Source organism: Pedobacter sp. UYEF25 (genome assembly GCF_054061655.1).
Window position 1 is genome coordinate 65,352 of the sequence record NZ_JBSSEL010000004.1, and the last position, 20,499, is coordinate 85,850.

Annotated in this window: 19 protein-coding genes; 16 read left to right on the forward strand and 3 right to left on the reverse strand. The window is 37.3% G+C overall.

Going from position 1 to position 20,499, the window contains the following annotated elements; translation table 11 throughout:
- Positions 1-10: 10 nt before the first annotated feature.
- The 13 genes from ACVWYG_RS05815 (at position 11) to ACVWYG_RS05875 (ending at position 16,302) form a co-directional block, all read left to right on the forward strand.
- Positions 11-1,978, forward strand: a complete 1,968-nt coding sequence (locus tag ACVWYG_RS05815) for a M60 family metallopeptidase (RefSeq protein WP_457269222.1) — start codon at positions 11-13, stop codon at positions 1,976-1,978.
- A 17-nt stretch (positions 1,979-1,995) separates the two neighbouring features.
- Positions 1,996-3,702 carry an alkaline phosphatase family protein gene (locus tag ACVWYG_RS05820; protein ID WP_457269223.1) on the forward strand — a complete coding sequence of 569 codons (1,707 nt, stop codon included), beginning with the start codon at positions 1,996-1,998 and terminating at the stop codon, positions 3,700-3,702.
- Positions 3,703-4,141: 439 nt separating this feature from the next.
- Positions 4,142-5,413, forward strand: coding sequence for a hypothetical protein (locus ACVWYG_RS05825; RefSeq protein WP_457269224.1), 1,272 nt, complete (start codon positions 4,142-4,144; stop codon positions 5,411-5,413).
- 205 nt (positions 5,414-5,618) lie between these two features.
- Positions 5,619-8,039, forward strand: coding sequence for a hypothetical protein (locus ACVWYG_RS05830; RefSeq protein ID WP_457269225.1), 2,421 nt, complete (start codon positions 5,619-5,621; stop codon positions 8,037-8,039).
- 91 nt (positions 8,040-8,130) lie between these two features.
- A complete protein-coding gene (locus ACVWYG_RS05835; RefSeq protein ID WP_457269226.1) occupies positions 8,131-8,421 on the forward strand; it encodes a twin-arginine translocation signal domain-containing protein in 291 nt (96 codons plus the stop codon).
- Positions 8,422-8,542: 121 nt separating this feature from the next.
- Positions 8,543-10,012, forward strand: coding sequence for an alpha-L-fucosidase (locus tag ACVWYG_RS05840; RefSeq protein ID WP_457269227.1), 1,470 nt, complete (start codon positions 8,543-8,545; stop codon positions 10,010-10,012).
- 421 nt (positions 10,013-10,433) lie between these two features.
- On the forward strand, positions 10,434-11,012 hold the full coding sequence (locus tag ACVWYG_RS05845; RefSeq protein WP_457269228.1) for a sigma-70 family RNA polymerase sigma factor: 579 nt from the start codon (positions 10,434-10,436) through the stop codon (positions 11,010-11,012).
- 362 nt (positions 11,013-11,374) lie between these two features.
- On the forward strand, positions 11,375-12,067 hold the full coding sequence (locus tag ACVWYG_RS05850) for a TIGR04283 family arsenosugar biosynthesis glycosyltransferase (RefSeq protein WP_457269229.1): 693 nt from the start codon (positions 11,375-11,377) through the stop codon (positions 12,065-12,067).
- Positions 12,068-12,098: 31 nt separating this feature from the next.
- Positions 12,099-13,535, forward strand: coding sequence for a dihydrolipoyl dehydrogenase family protein (locus ACVWYG_RS05855; RefSeq protein ID WP_457269230.1), 1,437 nt, complete (start codon positions 12,099-12,101; stop codon positions 13,533-13,535).
- Positions 13,536-13,853: 318 nt separating this feature from the next.
- Entirely contained in the window at positions 13,854-14,645 is a 792-nt protein-coding gene (locus ACVWYG_RS05860) for a sterol desaturase family protein (RefSeq protein WP_457269231.1), read from the forward strand.
- A 19-nt stretch (positions 14,646-14,664) separates the two neighbouring features.
- Positions 14,665-14,931, forward strand: coding sequence for a hypothetical protein (locus tag ACVWYG_RS05865; RefSeq protein ID WP_457269232.1), 267 nt, complete (start codon positions 14,665-14,667; stop codon positions 14,929-14,931).
- 30 nt (positions 14,932-14,961) lie between these two features.
- On the forward strand, positions 14,962-15,480 hold the full coding sequence (locus tag ACVWYG_RS05870) for a DinB family protein (RefSeq protein WP_457269233.1): 519 nt from the start codon (positions 14,962-14,964) through the stop codon (positions 15,478-15,480).
- A 141-nt stretch (positions 15,481-15,621) separates the two neighbouring features.
- Positions 15,622-16,302, forward strand: a complete 681-nt coding sequence (locus ACVWYG_RS05875; protein ID WP_457269234.1) for a haloacid dehalogenase type II — start codon at positions 15,622-15,624, stop codon at positions 16,300-16,302.
- 151 nt (positions 16,303-16,453) lie between these two features.
- On the opposite strand, the gene ACVWYG_RS05880 is transcribed toward ACVWYG_RS05875, so the two are convergent.
- Complete coding sequence (locus ACVWYG_RS05880) at positions 16,454-16,939, reverse strand: helix-turn-helix domain-containing protein (protein ID WP_457269235.1); 486 nt, start codon at positions 16,937-16,939, stop codon at positions 16,454-16,456.
- A gap of 149 nt (positions 16,940-17,088) precedes the next feature.
- Entirely contained in the window at positions 17,089-17,796 is a 708-nt protein-coding gene (locus tag ACVWYG_RS05885; RefSeq protein WP_457269236.1) for a Crp/Fnr family transcriptional regulator, read from the reverse strand.
- A gap of 98 nt (positions 17,797-17,894) precedes the next feature.
- On the opposite strand from ACVWYG_RS05885, the gene ACVWYG_RS05890 reads away from it, so the two are divergent.
- Positions 17,895-18,560, forward strand: coding sequence for a methyltransferase domain-containing protein (locus ACVWYG_RS05890; RefSeq protein WP_457269237.1), 666 nt, complete (start codon positions 17,895-17,897; stop codon positions 18,558-18,560).
- Positions 18,561-18,621: 61 nt separating this feature from the next.
- Positions 18,622-19,215 carry a methyltransferase domain-containing protein gene (locus ACVWYG_RS05895; protein WP_457269238.1) on the forward strand — a complete coding sequence of 198 codons (594 nt, stop codon included), beginning with the start codon at positions 18,622-18,624 and terminating at the stop codon, positions 19,213-19,215.
- Between the two features lie 125 nt (positions 19,216-19,340).
- Here the strand turns inward: ACVWYG_RS05895 and ACVWYG_RS05900 are convergent, their stop codons facing one another.
- The gene (locus ACVWYG_RS05900; RefSeq protein ID WP_457269239.1) at positions 19,341-19,649 is read right to left on the reverse strand and encodes a hypothetical protein; all 309 of its coding nucleotides are present in this window, start codon (positions 19,647-19,649) and stop codon (positions 19,341-19,343) included.
- A gap of 439 nt (positions 19,650-20,088) precedes the next feature.
- Between ACVWYG_RS05900 and ACVWYG_RS05905 the strand changes: the two genes are divergently transcribed.
- The gene (locus tag ACVWYG_RS05905; RefSeq protein ID WP_457269240.1) at positions 20,089-20,349 is read left to right on the forward strand and encodes a hypothetical protein; all 261 of its coding nucleotides are present in this window, start codon (positions 20,089-20,091) and stop codon (positions 20,347-20,349) included.
- Positions 20,350-20,499: the final 150 nt, after the last annotated feature.

Here is a 20,499-nt window from a genome sequence, read left to right on the forward strand (position 1 = left end):
AATTTTAAAGATGAGGTTTTATAAATTATTGGCACTATCCATTTTACTAACTGCGGTTCTTTTCTCGGGATGTAAAAAATATGGATACAATTTTAAGGATGGCGTGGACGATGCCTCTGGGAACCAGATAAGCATAACTGTAGATACCAATATGGCAGTAATTGACCGATCTGCATATACCAAGGCTAGGATATTTCCTGGTTTGGTAGATGCGAGCGAGCCTAGAGTAGTGAATGCTAAATTTACATTAGATTTAAATTTTGCAAATCAAACTGCCGCTAATTTAAGAATCAATGTTGCGCCTAAACCACAATTTAGTACCGGTTATTATGCGGCACCAGGCGAATTGATCAAAATTATTGTTCCACCTGGCGTAAATGGGTTGAGCATGCAAATTGGTGGCCAGACAGATAATTTAACGGGAAAAGCAGTGCTGCTGCGCGATCCCATCAGTTATGCAGTAACGCCATTGTTTCCGGGTGTTAATTATATGCGAAATCTTTATGGAGGTTCTATCTATATCAATGCCTCTTTTGCCATTTCTCAACCGGTAGATTTTACCATAAGCGGCGCATGTGCATCGCCAGATTTTGTTTTGAATGTAAGCAACCATGCAGAATGGAAAGCTAGAGTTTTGGCTTCTAAAGTCCCTTGGTTAGAATTAAGATCGAAGCATGTAATTTTCCTAGTTCCAAGAGACAAGATTGTAGCTCAATTTACTAGTGTTTCTGAACCGTTAAACGATATGGCTGTACCATTAACTTTATGGAATAACGTATTCGATTTAGATTATAACGGTTGGATGGGATTATCTGACAATGCGCCGGATATTTTAGACCGGAGTCCGCAGGGTGCTTGGCGAGGCGTATTAGACATTCAGCTTTCAGCGGGTTATGGGCACAGTGGTTTTCCATTTGTGGGTACGAATGATAGCGAATGGTTTGGTGCCTTTACTAGTGCACAACGTTTAACAACGAGTAACCTAACGTGGGGAGCTTATCATGAATTTGGCCACAATTGCCAGCAACCAACGGTTTGGAGTTGGAGTACATTGGGAGAAACCACTAACAATCTTTTCAGTTTTAAGGTTGCAAATAGAATTGGAGCAGATTACAATATCCTTCATCCTGCAGTATCTAGTGGTTTTCCAGAAGCCATAGCTTACGCCTCTAAGACGGGATCGAAAGATTTTGACAATGATGTAGCCATTAACGATCCTTTCAAAAGAATGACACCATTTGTGCAAATTTTTGAACTGTACGGTTATAATGCGATGACATACCTATACACCGAAGCCCGTCATGCTAAAAGATTATCAAACAATGATCAAGATAAAAGAGACTTTGTGTATGAGAAATTGAGTGCGTACACAAACTTAAATCTCATTGCGTTTTTTCAGGCATGGGGCATTACCATTAGTGGAATTTCTCAGAGCAAGATTTCATCAGCAGGTTACCCGCTTTTAAACAAGGCTATTTGGACCTATAACCCGCTGACAAAAACAGGGGGAACTGGGGCAGTTACTTATACAACATCCGTTGTGTCAGTAAGTTCTAATGCAGATGGAGATGGAACTCCAAGCGCGTTAGCTGACGGGATAATATCTGGATCTTCTTACTGGCATTCGAACTACGGAACGGCTAGCGCAAGCAATACAAATGGATATCCAATCAATATTGTTCTATCTACCGGAACACCTGTTGCAATACCAATTAAGGGGATGACTTTTGCACAACGACAAAATAATTCAGCGGGTTATGTACAGGATGTTGATATTTTTGTAAGTGCAACCTCAAACGATGCTGCTGGGTTCGGCACCACTCCGGTAGCGAGTACTACATTGCCACAAAATATCGACGTTTATAACTATAATTTTCCGGGTGGAAATGTCATTGCAAAATTCGTGAAAGTCGTTATTAAAAGTGGAAAAAATGCAGACTATGCGAACTTATCAGAATGTAATATAATTAAGCCATAACTAATATAGAAAATCAAATGAAAAATAGAATTTTTAATATTTTGATCGTCGCAGGTGCTTTGCTTGCAATTGGAAATATAGGTTGTAAAAAATTTGATAATCCACCTCCTGTTTTTGAGGAATTGCAACCCTTGAATACAGTGCAAAGAAAGGTACTAGTGATCAGCATAGACGGCCTAACCGGAAGTGAGCTAAAAGCCATAGCACCACCTGCTATGGAAGAACTGAAGAAGACAGGGAAGTATAATTATGACGTACTAAAAGGAACTGTTGCAACTGATGTGGCATCTTGGGCTTCTATGGTTACGGGTGTTGGTTTTAACAAACATCTAATCAATTCTGATGATTTTTTAGCTAAACCTACCACAACTGATGAGCATCAATCTCCTGCTGCGTTTAGAAACGTATTAGATTACGTTCTGCAGTTTAAAGCGTTTAAAACTTCTGTGGTAACGCCTTGGTCAAATTTACGCAGTTATTTAAAAATTGCAGATTTTGCACCTTCGGTTAGTACCGATTTGGCGGTAAAGGACTCTACAATTAGTTTGTTAAATTCGAAACCACAATTAGGCGCTATCATTGTTAACTTTAGGGAAGTTGAAACGGCAGGTAGCAACAGTGGTTATTTGGCCACTAATGCAACTTATAAAAATGCTATTTTAAAAACAGATGGCTACGTTGGCGAGATTATGACGGCATTGAAAGCTAGGAAGACCTATGCTAACGAAGACTGGCTTGTAATTGTAACGAGTAACCACGGAGGAAGTAATGCTGCTCCACAGGGAGGCTTTATAATAGCAAGTAACGGAAAACTATTAGGTCGGGAATTAAAGAAAGATGGTTACAGCGCGCCATTATTTGGAACACTCACTTCTAGAGCCACAATTTCAAATGGCAATTCCGCTCTTTTTGATCCTGGTTTAACGGGCGATATTACGGTACAAATGGATACTAAATTTTCGAGAACAGGTGACTATTATCCACTTTTTTTAAGTAAAAGTGCTGGTTTAAGTGGTGGTACAATTACGGGTTGGGTATGGGGGCACTATGGTGATGAATGGTCTGTAACCGTTGGTGGTTCGGCAAATGGAGGATCTGGTAAGATGCAGATCAGCGCACCAACGCCTCCTGGAACGGATTGGCATACCTTAACAATGACGATAAAAACTACAGTAAATGCCTCTAACGTGCCTACCGCAAGAACGTTAAAGATGTATATGGATGGAAATTTAGAAAAGACGGCTGACATATTATCTAGGAAAAGTTTGGCAAATGCCGAAGTTTTTAGGTTAGGGAATAGGGTTGGCGATATTGCAGGAGCAGTTTCGCCGTTTTATGGTGCGAATTTGCAATATTTTGATATCGCATTGGATGATGCAACTATAAAAGCCAATGCGAATTTAAAAGACATTACAAAAGATCCAAATTTTGCAAGTCTTATTGGCTATTGGCCAATGAGCGAGGGAGCAGAATCAGTAATGTCTAATAAGGTTACCGGTGGTGTAGATCTTTCTCTCTCCGGAGGTTACACATGGGCTAACCTAAAAGATTTATTTCCTCCTGCAACAAAGGCAGAGCCAACTACAGGTGGTATTTCAGTAATATCAACACCATCTGATGTTACTGCTTTGATGATGTATTGGATGAATATCGAAATTAAGCCAGATTATGGTATCGATGGCAATCCGTTTTTAAATAAGTTTGAAATCGAATTTGTGAAATAGTTATTCAATTCCTTGCAGTGACACAGTATTCTTATTGACTAACGGATTGAAAATCATTATCAAAACTCAAAAGCGTTATCAAAAAAGGTTTATAAGAGGCGTACCGAGAAATTTAATTTTTTCGGACGCCTCTTTTTTTTGCTTTTCATTCACGAAAACCTATACCCTTACAAATCGAAGCGTTAAAATATTAGAATTGCGAACAAAGCAATAAGGAAATGAAAAAGTTACAATGATCATAGCCCCTGTGCGGCACGTTTACACTTTTTAATTATAAAGTATAACTCAACCAAAGGTTTTCGTCCATGAATATCTTAAAAATGCTTTTGTTATTTAAACTCGACAATAGGTTTCTTTAAGCAAAATACCACAACGATTTGTAACTATCGCGGTGTAATTTGTTTGGGCAATAGTTTAGTTTTGAATTAAATGAAAATCTATGCTTTGGACAAACTCATCATTCACTTCTAAATTTTGTTGTCTATTTTTTTTAGCTTTTAGTACTTTTTTGGGCACAAAAGCATCGACGAAATTTGCAGGTCGAAAAAAAGGCATTTTAGATCTACATAAAGAGACTGTAAATGATAAAGTGATCCCAAAGAAATTAAAAGGATTGGTAATTCTAATCGATTTTTCTGATGCTCCAGCTAATGTTTTATTGACTCGGGCAGACAGCCTTATTAACGGATTAAACTATACAGAACCAACCGTTACCGCATCGGTAAGAAAATATTGGTTAAATCAGAGTAGAGGTAAAGTTGATTTACAGCACGATATTTTTGGTTATTTTAGGGCTCCACAAACGGCGGCTTGGTATAAAAAGCAAAATTGGACGGTCTTTTTAGATCTTTCTAAACAAGCCTTGGAATGGTTTAAGAAGGAAAACCCAAAATATGATTGGAATTCATTGTCTGTCTCTAGTGATGCCGGAGAAGAGGGAACGTTTCTTTCGATGAATTTCTTTACCACAGATTGGATTGCAGGTTCGGGCGGAACGCATAGAATTAATGATTGGACAGCACCAAATGGCGGGAAATTGGGACAAATTACTGCCCAAAATTTCATCGCACCCTCTGATAAAAACATTAATCTATTTTGGTTTAACCATGAGTTAGGACACAGTGCATGGGGTGTTCCAGATACGTACGATCACGATGGAAGTTCTGCAGGAACGGGCGCTTATTCTGTAATGAGCGGCAATAGAAGCAATGGACAGGTGGAAGCTTTTGGCGCACCGTTTTTGATAAAGATGGGCTGGGTGAAAGCAATAGATATCAAAGGCAACCAAAGTTACACCTTGACAGAAGATGGAGATGTGATAGCAAGATTTACAAACCCATCAAACCCCAAAGAATATTTTCTTATCGAAGCAAGAAATAAATCTACCCTAGGTAACGAGATGATCCCGACAGATAGAGGATTACTAATTTGGCATGTAGATGAAAATGTAAAAACCACCAACGATAATGAAAGCATGACAGCGCTTGCTCACTATGCACACGCAATTGTCCAGGCTGACGGACAGTTTGATCTGGAGCATGGCAAAAATAAAACAGATGGTGGCGATTATTTCGTTGAGGGTAAAGGTTTTTCAGACAGTTCTAACCCTAGCTCAAAATGGTGGGATGGAACTTCATCTAACATCAATATTAACAGTATTAAGTTTCTACCAAACAACAAAATTTCGTTTTGTAACGGAACTTGTCCATAATTATTAGATAAATTTTATCGGAGTCGCCTCCTCCGCTGTATGTTAAATTTAATTTTTGACTCTTGTTCTGAGAAGAGTCTAATCAGACGAGCATTTATTTTTTACGTTAAAAAAAGCATAGAGGATAACAAAGTTTATTACAAACGACGATAAAGTAAAGAACATGATTGCACGACTTAAGACTATAAATAACTCGAGATTTGATATGAACTTAAATTTATGTACAGCTTGTATGCTCGGTTTTCTATGTTTATTTTCAGGCAATGTCTTCGGGCAAAAAGTGGTTGTTGAAAAAAGTGGCGAAACGGTTTCCATTTCAAACGCAAAATTTAGGCTAGATTTTAATACACAAACCGGCATCTACAACGGTGTAGATAAACAAGCGAATAAAACCGTTTTTATAGATGCCCGCTTTAATTTGGATGCAGGAAAATGGGATTGGAAGATGCCCAAATATAAATACAAATGGACAGAAAAAACTGTTTCTGATGCATTTGGGAATGGCGTCAAGTTAGTGATCGAACACTTGCCTCAAGAAGGATATCATCTTCCGCGAAGTTTAGAAATAACAGTATACGAAAACTTACCTTATGCAGTTTTGGGTTTTAGCGTTACCAATCCGAATAGCTATACGGTGCGTATCAGGCAGGCAACCCTTTTAGATAAGGGGATTTTGTTTTCTAAACAGCAGATTGAAAAGCCGCAACTGCTTAGAGGCGGTGCAGGTGCCGAGCCACAATTTGTTGAAAGCACGCTAAATATGAAAGCTTTCAATTCGGTAATGTTGACAGGAAACGTTGATAAACAACGACATACTATTGTTGCGGGAGGATTGAAGTACAAGGAGTTTTTGAGACAGATTACGCTTTCATCCAAAGATCAAAGTTTAACCGTTTCTGTAGATGATCCGCAAGGCAAAAATATTCTTCCCAACCAAACTTACCATTCAGAAGACAATATTTTATTGGATTTCGTTACGGTAGATCCTTTTAAATCGTTAGAGAATTATGGGTTGGCCATGCGAAAAGCAAATGATGCAAAACCCAATTTGTATGATTTTCCAACCTTGTGCGGTTGGCTTGTTTCGCAAGCAGAATATGGTGATGGTAAACCCAGAAATAATTCTCCGGCATTGGTGGAGCAATTGCGAATAGCAAAGAAGGATGGTTTTATGAACTACACTCCTGTTGCTATTCGATTGGAACCAGACGGTTACTGCTATTCTAATTTTGGGAATACGCAGCAAGGATGGTGGGATAATAAGCATTGGTCTGACAGCATCATAGCCGTACCTGCTCTAATGAAGCCCTACAATACTTTTGGTAAATTCGACGCTGCGGTTAAAGCTGCGGGTGGTATCCCTTTTACTTACTTCCAAGGTTCGTTACCAAGTAACGATTTTGCACTAAAGCATCCCGATTGGATGTTAAACAATGATATTTCTCTGCTACACGCCGAACATTATCACCACATGCCAAATGTAAAATACGACTATACCGACCCCGGTTTCAAGGCGTACACTTTAAACATGTGGAAGGGACTTGGAGCTGAAGGTATGCGCGGAATTAAATTCGATTATCCAGAATCTGCTTGGGCAAAAGATGGTGGTTTTGAGGATAAAAGCTATACCACCACTTCTGCTTATCGCCAATTTTTCCAATTAGCTAGAGATGGTTTAGGTTCCGATGCTTTCCTTCACGAACGAAACCTTGGCGAATATGATACGCCACGGCTAGACGTAACCGCTGGAATTGTAGATTTACAGCGTGTTTGGTGGGATACGAGCGATTTTGAGCCAGAGATGGCTTCTCGTATGGGTTTGCGCTGGTACAAAAATAGGGTGGTTTTTAACTATTATCCAGATGGAAAATCTTTGCTAGATCCCGAAACTAAAAAGCCTTTATCTACCGATGCTAGACGAACCATGCTAACTCAAATCGGCTTATTATCTGGCCGGCTAGAACTCGCTACGGCTTTCGAAGACATTACCGAAGAGATGAGGTATGATATCACAAGACTATATCCAGTTTTGCAAGAACCTAAATCTTTTCGACCAGTAGATATGCTGATGGACAAGAAGAATCCAGAAGTTTATGTGTATGATATTAGCCCAGAATGGTCGCAAGTGATATTGTGCAATAACTCCAAAGTGAAGAAAAATGTTTCTGCGCCTTTATCTGGTATTCAATATGAAACAGGTTCTTTAGGCTTAAAGCCTGATAAAAAATATTACGTGTATGATTTTTGGAACAATCGTTTGGTCGGTATTTTAAGTGGAAAAGAGAAGTTGAGCATTCCGTTGGAGGAAGAGCAAGCACTTGTTTATGCCGTTCATGAAGTTGCAAACCATCCTCAATTCATATCCACAAACAGACACATCATGCAAGGGTTGATGGATTTAGAGCATGTAAAGTGGAACAGTAAAAGCAAACAATACGCAGGGACATCCAAAGTTGTTGTTGGCGAAACTATGGAAATTGTAATTGCACCAAATGGAAAAAAACCTTTAAAGGTTAAAACCGATCAGGGTAAAGCTACCATCGAAAAAGGAAGCGATGGTTTGCTTGTCCTTAAAATAAACTGCGAAAAAAATACTGCGGTAAATTGGACGGTTACGTTTAATTAGTTTTTAATTCCTCTCTCTTAGAGGAGTGATCGCAGACCGAGGTGTTTTAATTTGGAATAAAACGACTAGCAGACAGAAATAAACCAGTGAAATGATAACAAACTCTCGACGTAAGTTTTTGCGAAATGCAGGATTAGGAATTGCCGGTTTAACGATCCTACCAAAAGTAAATGGTGCTCATGCAAGTTCTATCATTGATGGAGAAGATACTTTGCTCGGGGAAAAGCTAGAGCCAATTGATCAAACTGTTGAAGATTTTTTCGCTGGTAAAACCAGTAATCCGTACTCACAGCGCTACGAAGATTTTACGCAACATGCAGAAGTCTTTGAAGAAGCGAATTATCTGTTGCAAAACGAACATATCGCTAGAAGTATAATTTAACATTGGCGAAGTATGGGAAATTATGCTAGATCCAAGTGAATTGAAGGTGTTAGAATTGACGCTTTCTTAAGAGTTCAATCGTGACGTTAATTAATCAGGGAATATCTATTTTAAATAAATTATGAGAGCATTATTATTAAGTTTTTCTACAGTTTTCGTATTGGTCGCTGCTACCATTACGCCCAGTTTTTCTCAAAAAATCAAGCAAACTAAAACTTCAACCGAAGCATATCAGCCCAATTGGAAATCCCTGTCCAAACATCAAACGCCAGAGTGGTTTAGAGATGCGAAGTTTGGCATTTATACCCATTGGGGCCCCAACACCGTTGCCGATGAAAATGCACCTAACGATTGGGCGCAATGGTTTGGCATGAGAATGTATGTAAAGTCTAACCCCGTTTTTGAATATTCTAGAAAAACATTTGGAGATCAGAATAAGTTTGGGTACAAAGATTTTATTCCCATGTTTAAAGGAGAAAAATTTGATGCGAAAGTATGGGCACAACTTTTTGAGGATGCAGGTGCAAAATTCGCAGGGCCTGTGGCTATTCATCACGATAATTTTGCCATGTGGGATTCTAAACTAACCAAATGGAACAGTGTGCAAATGGGACCACATAAAGATATTGTGGGCGAATTGGAGAAAGAGATTAAAGCCCGCAACATGTATTTTATGACATCCTTTCATCACGCTTATGCATGGTTTTATTACGATGATGCATTTGAATATGATGCAAAAGACCCGGCTTTTTCTGGACTTTATACCACGCCACACAAACCGAAAGCGCCCGAAAGTGAAGCTTTCAAAAAATTATGGTTGGATAAAATAAAGGAAGTTGTAAATAGATATAAGCCGTCTTTAATATGGTTTGATATGGATTTTAACGATAATCTACTAGATATCGACCGGCAGAAAATGTTTGCGTTTTATTACAATTGGGCCAATAAAAATAACGTTAAGGGCGTAGTTACGCAAAAGGGAGAAGATGTGCATAAACATACAGGTGTGCTAGATTTCGAAAGGGGAAAAGAAGATAAAATTACATCCTATCCATGGCTTACAGACGATTCTATGAAAGGCGACTCATGGTTTTATCAGAAGTCTGACACTTCTTGGAAATCGCCAAATGACTTGGTTTCGTTTTTAACAGATATCGTCTCAAAGAATGGAAATTTATTGCTTAACGTAGATCCTATGGCTGATGGATCCTTTAATCCACGTACTGTTTCTACATTAAAAACTGTTGGCAAATGGTTAAAAGCAAATGGCGAAGCAATTTACAGTACAAGACCATTTATAACTTTTGGAGAAGGTGCAGAAAATGCGGCAGGTAGCGTGCGTTATACCAGAAGCAAAGACAACAAAAGCATTTACGTTATTGTCTTAAACTGTTCCGATAATGACACTCAAACCATTGTTCTAAAATCCATTATAAAAAATCAATACAATATAAAATCTATATATGCGCTAACCCCGCATTTAAAAATAAATTGGAGATGGGTAAACGGACACCCGCAGATAAAAATATTGAGTAAAAATTTTCAATCTGAATCTGTAAAAGCAGTAGCGATAAAGATACGGTTGGAGTGATTAAAGAAGACATGAGTATAGCAAATTTGATAAACCCCTTAGTAATATTCGCTGAACATGGCTTGAAAAACTAACACCTAATGGCGTAGGTTTAAAATTGACTATGCTCAACCTTTATTGTTTGTATTAATTTTATATTGTAGCCGCGCCCGCGGAAATAAGATTTAAAGACAGACTAGTTTTGCGAGATGTAAAATGAAATAATGAAGCTGCGGGTTTGCTTTCTTCATCTCTTGCAAAGAACCTGAGCAATACAATATTGGTTTTCTAAGTTCAGATTTTCATGAGGGTTATATTCGTAAATGGTGTAGCTATTTAGAAGATATTGTATCCCTAAATATGCTACCATTGTGTGAACCTTCTAAAAAAGGATATTTTTGAGTTAAATAAATGCGAAGCATTGATTTATGCACTCTTTTTTATGAACGATAGCACAAATTCTGAAAACAAAGATGAAATAGAATTGTGGGTAAAATTGTATACAACTAGCCTGTATAAATGGGCTTTATTGAAAACTTCGGATAAAGAAAGCGCCGAAGATCTGGTGCAGGATACTTTCCTATCAGCTCATCAGCAACACCGCGAATTTAAAGGAAAAAGCAGCGCTAAAACATGGCTTTTTTCGATATTAAATCATAAAATTAGCAGTTACTATAGAAAGAAATATAAAGGAATTTCTATAAAAACAGAGGAAGAGCATATCTTCGTTAGTTTATTTGATGAACACGGTCATTGGAAACATCAGGAAAAACCAATGACTTGGAATAGCGATGAAAAACAATTATTGGACGATCCTGAATTTAATCGAACCCTCATGTCATGTTTTGAAAAATTACCGGATCATTGGCAACTGGCAGTCAATTTTAAATACATCGAGCAAAAAAAAGGTAAAATAATTTGTCAGGAATTAGATATTTCGCCCACTAACTTTTGGCAGATCCTGCATAGAGCAAAATTGCAGTTAAGAAAGTGTTTAGAGTTGAATTGGTTTAAAGCTTAAATGATGAACAATTTATTGAATTGGCTGATGCTGTCTTGTAAGCGCGCAACCGAACTAATGGAAAAAAAATCCTTTGTTGGTTTGTCAACTAAAGAAAAAATAAGTATTAGGTTGCACACGTCTATCTGCGATGGATGTGCTATTTATCAAAAACAAAGTTTACTAATTGATAAATTGCTCCAGCAACGAACTAATCGCTTGTATTCAGTTGATGCGCCCGATATCCGAAATGATGAACTAGAAAGTCGCATCATTTCCAAACTAAATGAAAAGTAGATTGGGTTATAGACCAAGAATATTATTCATTGTTAGCTTCGCTTAATGTTTTTTCGACTAACCGTAAAAGTCTTTATAATCGCCAAATGATCAGCATTATTATTCCCGTTTTTAACGAAGCAAATGAGATTTCGACAACTATTGAGCATGTTAAAAGCGCATGCGTTACTGATCAAATCGAAATTATTTTAGTTGATGGTGGAAGTAGTGATGAAACCGTGTCGGTTGCGGAAAAAGCAGGTGTAATTGTTGTAAAAAGCAAAAAAGGCAGGGCAAGGCAGATGAATTTTGGTGTATCCATTGCCAATGGAGAAATACTATATTTTTTACACGCAGACAGTAAACCTCCGTGTCAATTTGACAGGTCTATTCTGAATGCTTATCAAACTGGCGCAAGAAGTGGATGTTTTAGGCTTGCATTTGATTACGATCATTGGTTTTTAAAAGCAAACAGCTGGTTTACACGCTTCGATGTGAATGCCATTCGGTTTGGTGATCAAAGTCTATTTGTTACTAAAGAAGTGTTTTATAAAAGTGGCGGATTTGATGCTAATCTATTGATTATGGAAGATCAGGAAATTATCTATCGCCTCAAGAAATATGGGAAATTCATAGTGATGAAGGGTGAAATATCCACTTCTGCTAGAAAGTATCTTGACAATGGAATTTATAAAATGCAAGGGATTTTTTTTCGGATTTGGGCGCTTTACTATTTGGGTTGTTCGCAAGAACATTTATTGAACGTATATCGAAATTTAATTCGTAAACATAAACTTTAAAAAAAAAGTTGATTTGCTTCAACTCAATGAAATGGCAAAACACGAATTTGATATTATCATAATCGGCGCTGGTTCTGGCGGTTTAAGTGTCGGTTTATTTATGAATCAGGCTGGATTTAAGGTGCTTATGGTTTCTAAATCAGACCTTGATATCGGTGGCGACTGCCTGAACGATGGTTGCGTGCCGAGCAAAGCCATTATACATGTATCTAAGTTGATTCACCATGCCAAAGAAGCTTCAATGTTTGGCTTGGAAATGGCTGGAAAAGTCGATATCAAAAAAGTAACCGATTACATACGCTCAAAACAATCGCTGATCAGGGTATACGAAAATGCGCAATGGTTGCGTAACCAAGGAATAAATGTCGTGTTGGGCAATGCTTCCTTCACAGGAAAACAACAGATCGAGGTGGATGGGAAAAAATATTCCGCAAAGAAAATAGTTATTGCTACAGGTTCAAAACCAAGTAAACTGAATGTTCCGGGTGTAGAAAAGGTGATCTATTTTGATAATGAAAGTATCTTTAATCTCGAAAGCTTACCCGAAAGAATATTATGTATTGGCGGCGGCCCGATTGGAATTGAAATGGCTCAGGCACTCGCTCGACTTGGAAGTAAAGTGACGGTAGTTCATCATCATCATGCGATCCTTTCACATGATGATCGAGCAGTCGCTTCTATTTTACTGACGCAATTGGAAAAAGAAGGCATGGAGTTCTTTTTGGACACAAAAGTTGAAAGGTTTACTTCCGCCAATGCGGCGATTTTAAAATTAAAAAATAGGGAAGAAAGAAGCATTCATTTCGATGCCATTTTCGTAGCCATTGGTCGCGAATTGGAATTAGATTCTTTAAACTTATACCGGGCGGATATCGCTGTAGAAAAAAATAAAATTAAAATAAATTCTTATTTGAGAACAAGTAATAAAAATGTGCTGGTTTGTGGCGACGTTGCCGGCGACCTACAGTTTTCTCATGCCGCTGAATTTCATGCCCGAATACTTATAAATAATCTTTTTTCTCCATTCAAAAAGAAACTCAATAATCAATATATGTCTTGGGTTACTTTTACAGATCCGGAGTTGGCAACATTTGGTTTAAGTGAAAAGCAGTTGCAGGAGCAAGGCATCAACTATCGCAGATTGGAAAAAGATTTTGAGGAGGATGATCGGGCTGTTGTGGATGACTACCGATATGGAAAGCTTATATTATTTGTAAGCAAAGCCGGACTATTGAAAAAACAAAAATTATTGGGCGGAACTATGGTTGCGCCAAACGCTGGCGAGCTTATTCAAGAGCTAATTCTGGCAAATTCGGCTAATCTTTCGGTAACGGCAATCTTCAATAAAATTTATCCTTATCCGGTCGCTTCGCGAATAAATCAAAGTGTAATTACTGATTTGATGGCTGAAGGACTTACGCCAATGATTAAAATAATTTTGAAAAAAGCCTATCAAATTTTTAACTGATGGAGCGGTTGCAATTAGGTCAAGATTGGTTTTTAGTGTTCAGTGGACAACACCATGTTGACCCGATCATTTTTGTTGCAGTAAATCAAGCTGCCATTCTGTTTTTCTTTGCTTCATTGTATTGGCTTTTCAAGAATATGACGAAGAAAAAATCCATTATTATTCCTACATTGTTGATTGGTTTCTTTTTTATTTCAACCTCATTATCATTGCTCAGCACCTTCCCTTATGGGTATATTTATCTATCGATGTAATGATTTCGTATGGAATTTGTTCCACAATTGGTAAGATTAAAGATAAATTAAAAACAAAAAACTGATGGGTTTAATTAGTAAATTATTTGATAAAAAAGCAGCGCCGTTGCTGGCTGCAATATTTATTATTGTCTTCGTAGCGGAGCGGAAAAGAAAACTCAGAAAGCCTACTCAGCCTATAATTAAGCGACTGGTTACCAATTCGATCGTGGCTTTTCCTGCATTCGGTTTATTACGTTTTGCTTTTCTTCCGGCGATGGTAAAACTGGCGCAAAAAAACAAAAGATTTGGTCTTGGTTATTCATTAAGTAGATCGCCATTGCTTCGGATCATTTCTATATTTTTAATCCTAGATTATGGAAATTATCTCTGGCATGTACTCAATCATAAAAGCCCATTGCTTTGGCGGTTTCATTTGGTTCATCATACTGACCTCGATCTTGATACTTCGACCGCTTTTCGTTTCCATTTCGGCGAAATGATTGGTTCTGTTTTTTTTAGAGGGCTGTTCGTGTTGTTGTCGGGAGCAACGGCAAGAGAGGTGCTACTTTATGAGTTTCTTTTTGAAAGCGCAACTCAATTTCACCACAGCAATATGAAAATCCCTGTTGAAATCGAAACTCAGCTGAACAAAATAATCGTCACGCCAAGAATGCATGGCATACACCATTCTATTAATAAGGAGGAAACAGACAGCAATTACGCAGTAATTTTTTCATTTTGGGATCGCTTCCATCGAACTTTTAAATCTACACCGGTACAAGAAGAAATCGTTATTGGTGTGCCCGAATATCGAGATGCTCAAGAAATGACTGCCGGATATTTATTGGCAATGCCTTTCAAAAAACAACATTAATTAAAACCAAAACGACAACATGTCTTTTAAATTCCGAATTAAACCAAAACACGATATTGAAACAACCTACCAAATTGCCCTCCGGGAAATTAAACGCTTGGGTGCAAAATATAAGGGCGACGCTAAGGGAGGAGAATTTAAAATTGAAATTTTAGGAATGAGATTCAAGGGGAATATTAGTGTTAAAGACGAAATAATTTTGGTTGAAATTACCGATAAACCTTTGCTGGTGCCTTCATCGCTTATTGAAAGTAGCGTAAAGCGCTACGTGGCGGACTTAAGATAAACATAATTTTACACCTATATACTTTATAATATGAAACGAATTCTTACTACCCTTATATTTTTTACAACTTGTTTTGTTGCCAATGCACAGTCGACCGATAGTTTACAGGTTCAACTCGCCCGAAAATGGATGAACAGCAAAACTTATGCTTTGAAACTTGCTGCTTTAATGCCCGAAGAGGACTATGGTTTCAAGCCATCGCCCGAAGAAATGTCTTTTGGCGAGCAGTTGCTCCATATCGCTGACAATATGAATTGGCTTTCTTCGTCTTATCTTTTTGTAGATGCGAATAAAAAGCGAGATGCAAAGACAAAATTATCGAAAGATGAAATATTGAAAGTGGTGAGTGATGCCTATGACCATGGGTTAAGTGGGCATATGAAAATGAACGAGGTGCAGCTAAATGAGCAGGTAAAGTTCTTCGCTGGACCGATGACCCGCAGGCAAATTTTAATCTTGATGCACGATCATCAAACCCACCATCTAGGTCAACTTATTGTTTATCTGAGATTAAAGGGGATTAAACCGCCTGATTATATTGGCTGGTAACATTCAATAATATCAAGCATTTTAGAAAAGATATGATAGAAGAAGCTTATTACAAAGAATGAAAGCAAATTGGATGATCAGTTTGATTGATTCTGAAGGGATCTGCATAGCATTAAAGCCTCTTAATAAACAACATTAATTATGTCAAATAAACCGAAAGTTATCTTCTTCGATGTCAATGAAACGCTACTAGATCTGGAACCGTTGAAGAAGTCAGTAGTTGAAAAACTTGGTGGAAATAAGGCGCTTGGAACGCTTTGGTTCACCACGATGCTTCAATATTCACTTGTGGTTACCGTGAGCGGTCAATATTTTGATTTTGGAAGCATTGGTGCTGCTGCTTTAATGATGCTTGCAAAAAATAATAACTTAAAACTTAGTGCGGACGAAGTTAAAGAAGCGTTAATGCCTATGCTTTCATTAAAAGCACATCCGGAGGTGAAAGAAGGCTTATCCCTGATTAAAGAAGCAGGCTATAAATTAGTTTCATTTAGCAATTCATCCAATAAAGCAGTCCACACGCAATTGGATGTTGCAGGATTATCTCCTTTTTTTGATGAGATTTTGAGCGTTGAATATTGCGGGAAATATAAGCCTGCTGCGGAAGCATATCATTGGGCAGCTAGGAAAATGAATGTAAAGAATGCTGATTGCATGATGATTGCGGCACACGGCTGGGATGTTGGTGGCGCAAAGTGGGCGGGTTGGCAAACTGCATTTGTTGCTAGACCCGGCCAGCAGCTTTTTCCATTGGCGATTAGTCCCGATGCAATTGAAGACGATTTACTAAAAATTGTAGGTAAAATATTGAAGATAAGTTGATCATTGCGCTATAATAATTTAGCGAAAAAATTAATTTGTTTCCAAAATATTAGTTGTAGGATTGGCGGTGGTTAGAAGCAAATAAGAAACTTTTAAAAAACCAGAAATTCATGGGTTCAATTGCCTTTTTTAGCAAGTCGGTTCTAGCCATTTAGTCGCCTAGATAACTGAACTCTTCTTTGTTAAATAATGTTTTTTTATAAGTTAATGGACTGCATTTTTTCTTTCTTTTAAATGTTTTATGGAAATTAGATAGGTCGTTGAAACCAGATCCGTAGGCAATTTCAGAAATCGATTTATCACTATTTAATAGCTGATTTATTGCATGGTTTATGCAATAATCGATCACGGTTTCCACAAATGTTTTACGTGTCAGTTTTTTAAAATACTTACAAAACGCAAATGTTGTCATACCTATCAGGTTTGCCGCGATTTCTACAGAAATTGTATCCGTAAAATTTTCAACTATATAACTCCTCAATTTGTTAATCTTATCTCTTTCAATTGGGATAATATTCTCGTATATGTTTTGAGTTTCTAAAATTATAAACTCTTTAGATTGTGCTAGCTTATATAAAATCTGTAAAATAATTGCGATACGTTTTACTCCATTTTTCTCACCGTGTGCTTTTGCCATTAATGTGGCAGCATCGGCAACCACACCTCCATTAAAGCTAATTAAAAAAAATCTAGGTTACAAACAGATAAAGGCTCAGTTTTAAGCGCCAATATGCGGTTACATCATGTTATTTCACCCATAGAATTAGACAAACAAGCGTCGCAGTTTTATTTATAATTTGCTCTTTTTACAAGTAATTTAATATCCTTTATAAAAATTTTTCGTCCTTCAGTGTCTAAGATCCCTTCGGTTTTAAACTCTTTAATTATCCGAATTACATTTTCCTGAGCAATCCCTGCGATATTAGCGAGGTCTGAACGAGAAATATTTAAAATAATTTCTTGATCCGCAGGTTGAGAAGTTTTAAGTTTTTCGCGCATTACAATAAGAGCTATGGCCAACCGCTCTGGCCCTGTTCTTTGGGCAAATACAGATATGCTATTCGCTAAAACGGTATATTCATGACTTAGCGCCTTTAGGAGTTTTTGCGAAAAAAGCGGGGAACGTACTAAGATTTCCATAAAGTCCTCCTTCGGAATGAACGATACGATACTTTGCTCCATTGCAGCTGCCGAATCCGGGTGGCGTTCTTCGGACAATACTGCGTGATAGCCTACAAATTCTCCTTTATTTGCAACATATATAATCTGTTCTTTGCCAATTTGGTCTACTTTATATTTTTTAATCTTCCCACTTCTTATCAGAAAAATACCTGAGGGAACAGCACCTTCTCTAAAAATAACATCTCCTTTTTGATAATGATTGTCACTTTGGTGGCTAATTAGAATCTTATAATCTTCCTCAGAAAGCACACTTAGAAGTGATTGGGTCGTAAAATTCCAACGATCGATCGGAAAGATTCCGGATATACTCATTTTGCAAAGTTAAGATAATATTAAAAAACTGATAAAAATCAGATTCTGTCTTGATATGTTGCCAATTTAATGTTCGCGCGCCATCAATATATTTGCATGTGATTGATGTGTTTCCGTTTTCTCCATTTCCACCCGCGGCAGAGTCGAATAAAAAATCCAAGCCATTGGCTTTTGAAAAGATAATTAAAGCAGACAGTTTTTTCCAAACCGACGCGCAATTTGACTGGCTTTATCCAGAGAAATTTCAACTTATTTCGCGGCGGCAATGGACGCCAATAGCTGTTGCAAAGCGTGCAGCTGGTTATCTCGCAGCGAAGGGTGCCAATGTACTTGATATTGGTAGCGGTATCGGAAAGTTTTGTCTGACTGCAGCGCACCTTTATCCAGCTAGCAACTATTTCGGTGTTGAGCAGCGTCTTGAATTGATAGCGCACGCTAAAATCACTACAGAATATCTAGCGCTAAAAAATCTTCGGTTCATTCATGCAAACATTACGCAGATTGATTTTGATCAGTTTGACCATTTCTACTTTTTTAACTCTTTCTATGAAAACATCGACCGTTTAAACGCAATCGATAACAACATAGAAACTTCCTTCGGACTTTATGAATATTATACCAATTATTTATGTGCTACGCTCAACAAAAAACCTTCGGGAACTAGATTGGTCACTTATCAGAGCCTTGGTGAAGTCGTGCCGCCAGGTTATAAATTGATTGAACAGTCTTTTTTTAACCTATTAAAATTATGGATAAAGGAATAACCCCCTCTTGCTAAAAAATGCAGTTCATTATGGATGCATAGTATCTTTAACAAAAACTAAAATGAATACTTATACTTCAACGATTCCCTATTGCCGTAAAGATTCGGCTTTCGATGCCTTGTATCCGCAGCACATTCGTGATCTTTCTTCAATACATTGGACCGCAATAGATGTTGCGCTGAAAGCAAGCGATTTTTTGGCTACTTCGGGCGCGCGCATACTGGATATTGGCAGTGGTGTGGGAAAATTTTGCATCATCGCTGCCGCACACCATCCAAATGCTCAGTTTTTTGGCATAGAACAACGTAAAGACTTATTTAATTATGCAAAGACAGCGAAAAAACAGGTTGGGGTTGAAAATGCCCATTTTTCTTTTGGAAATTTGACCACATTAAATTATGAAAATTACGATAGTTTTTATTTTTACAATTCTTTTTACGAAAATATTGAATCGGACAATCGAATAGATTATTCTGTAAAGACATCATTTGAGCTATACAATCAATACACTGAATTTATTTATAACATCTTAAACGGCCGTTCTTCAGGCACCAGACTTGCAACTTATCATGCGCCAAATAAACAAATACCAAGCAATTATAAATTGGTGGATAATGCCTACAGCAACGTATTAAAAATGTGGATTAAAGAATAGCCTGTTTCACGGCAATTTTATAAAAAGAGACTTTTTGCGTGGTGTTTTTTTTTTAAAAAAATTCCCAAAAAACTAGATTAAAGTTGGCGAAAAATTACCATGTAAATCCCCTTTAAATACCATAGTTAGTCTGTAAATAAGCGATTAAACAAAGGATTTGACCTGTTGATAAATTTCAACATAATGCCATGAGCGCTGTTTAGGTAGATAATTAAAATTGGTTCTTCCGTAGTTGGTCTGATGGCAGCGTCATAAAATCTATTCAATATTTCGCCTTTATTGCAAATCTTTCCAGATTTTTGTTTTGAAACATTTATAAAGTCTTCAGCAATACCATTTAACAGTTCTGTATTAAAGTTATTTTGCTTTTCTAGTGGCATAAAGTTAAATCCTGCCTCCCCTAAATCGTACCCCATATGAAATGTATCTTTCATGTTGTTAGTCTATATTTTTACTAAAGTTTGCAATTAAAAGACCATGCCAATACACACAGCTTCTGTATACAAATGTACGTTGATTGATGCCGCAAAACTTGCTAAAACATCAGTCACATTGCTGATTTAAATCATAACTATCTTGTAGTTTTAACGTGCAAGCTTTTTACTTAAGTAAAAACATGACAACGATGAGGTAAAATGTAGCTAAAAAGGTCCAAAAACTAAAGTTGAGATCCAAACGAATTTAAAACAATTTACCGACACAGGTAACTTGTCATATTTTACTATGATTTACAGTATATTCTGATTTATTTAATGCCATTGAGTGTGTAGTTATTCGAATCAGGAATTTAAAAAGGTCTTGGCTTGAAATTTGCTGAGTATTAATACTTGTATAAATTGGAAAAACACGTACTCCAATTAAGTTAAAATCATTATGATGCAGTCACCTGAGGAGTTATTTTCGATAAAAATTAACATCTGTTCTGGCATAATTGTCAGTTATTTAGTCCATAATTCTAACGAGGATTTAAAGGCTGTTTTTGAAATCTCACTAGAGGGACAATCAATCTCTGTATTATCAATTGGAAAGAATGAAGTTTGGGAACAAAAATCTGGGCAATTTTTAGAAACGGAAGTAGCGCAAGTTGGTGCAGCTATAGAAGGATATTACAGCAAAGCTTTTGCCGTGCATTAATTATTTCTTTCCCAAGTTAATTTTCGAACTATCTCGTTTTAATGATTTTTTCCTAAATTGAAATGCATAGGCTTTAAAAAGAATTTTCGTAACTGCCGAAATACATACATAAGAGTAGATATTTGCTCAAATATCCGTTGGTGCGACGAC

Excerpts from the sequence above, each read along its gene's own strand:
- ACVWYG_RS05820 (WP_457269223.1), top strand. The coding sequence starts at position 1,996 with ATGAAAAATAGAATTTTTAATATTTTGATCGTCGCAGGTGCTTTGCTT.
- ACVWYG_RS05815 (WP_457269222.1), top strand. The coding sequence starts at position 11 with ATGAGGTTTTATAAATTATTGGCACTATCCATTTTACTAACTGCGGTT.
- ACVWYG_RS05825 (WP_457269224.1), top strand. The coding sequence starts at position 4,142 with ATGCTTTGGACAAACTCATCATTCACTTCTAAATTTTGTTGTCTATTT.
- ACVWYG_RS05900 (WP_457269239.1), bottom strand. The coding sequence starts at position 19,649 with ATGAAAGATACATTTCATATGGGGTACGATTTAGGGGAGGCAGGATTT.
- ACVWYG_RS05865 (WP_457269232.1), top strand. The coding sequence starts at position 14,665 with ATGTCTTTTAAATTCCGAATTAAACCAAAACACGATATTGAAACAACC.
- ACVWYG_RS05875 (WP_457269234.1), top strand. The coding sequence starts at position 15,622 with ATGTCAAATAAACCGAAAGTTATCTTCTTCGATGTCAATGAAACGCTA.
- ACVWYG_RS05870 (WP_457269233.1), top strand. The coding sequence starts at position 14,962 with ATGAAACGAATTCTTACTACCCTTATATTTTTTACAACTTGTTTTGTT.
- ACVWYG_RS05860 (WP_457269231.1), top strand. The coding sequence starts at position 13,854 with ATGGGTTTAATTAGTAAATTATTTGATAAAAAAGCAGCGCCGTTGCTG.
- ACVWYG_RS05855 (WP_457269230.1), top strand. The coding sequence starts at position 12,099 with ATGGCAAAACACGAATTTGATATTATCATAATCGGCGCTGGTTCTGGC.
- ACVWYG_RS05880 (WP_457269235.1), bottom strand. The coding sequence starts at position 16,939 with ATGGCAAAAGCACACGGTGAGAAAAATGGAGTAAAACGTATCGCAATT.
- ACVWYG_RS05835 (WP_457269226.1), top strand. The coding sequence starts at position 8,131 with ATGATAACAAACTCTCGACGTAAGTTTTTGCGAAATGCAGGATTAGGA.
- ACVWYG_RS05845 (WP_457269228.1), top strand. The coding sequence starts at position 10,434 with ATGAACGATAGCACAAATTCTGAAAACAAAGATGAAATAGAATTGTGG.
- ACVWYG_RS05850 (WP_457269229.1), top strand. The coding sequence starts at position 11,375 with ATGATCAGCATTATTATTCCCGTTTTTAACGAAGCAAATGAGATTTCG.
- ACVWYG_RS05885 (WP_457269236.1), bottom strand. The coding sequence starts at position 17,796 with ATGAGTATATCCGGAATCTTTCCGATCGATCGTTGGAATTTTACGACC.
- ACVWYG_RS05840 (WP_457269227.1), top strand. The coding sequence starts at position 8,543 with ATGAGAGCATTATTATTAAGTTTTTCTACAGTTTTCGTATTGGTCGCT.
- ACVWYG_RS05895 (WP_457269238.1), top strand. The coding sequence starts at position 18,622 with ATGAATACTTATACTTCAACGATTCCCTATTGCCGTAAAGATTCGGCT.
- ACVWYG_RS05905 (WP_457269240.1), top strand. The coding sequence starts at position 20,089 with ATGATGCAGTCACCTGAGGAGTTATTTTCGATAAAAATTAACATCTGT.
- ACVWYG_RS05830 (WP_457269225.1), top strand. The coding sequence starts at position 5,619 with ATGAACTTAAATTTATGTACAGCTTGTATGCTCGGTTTTCTATGTTTA.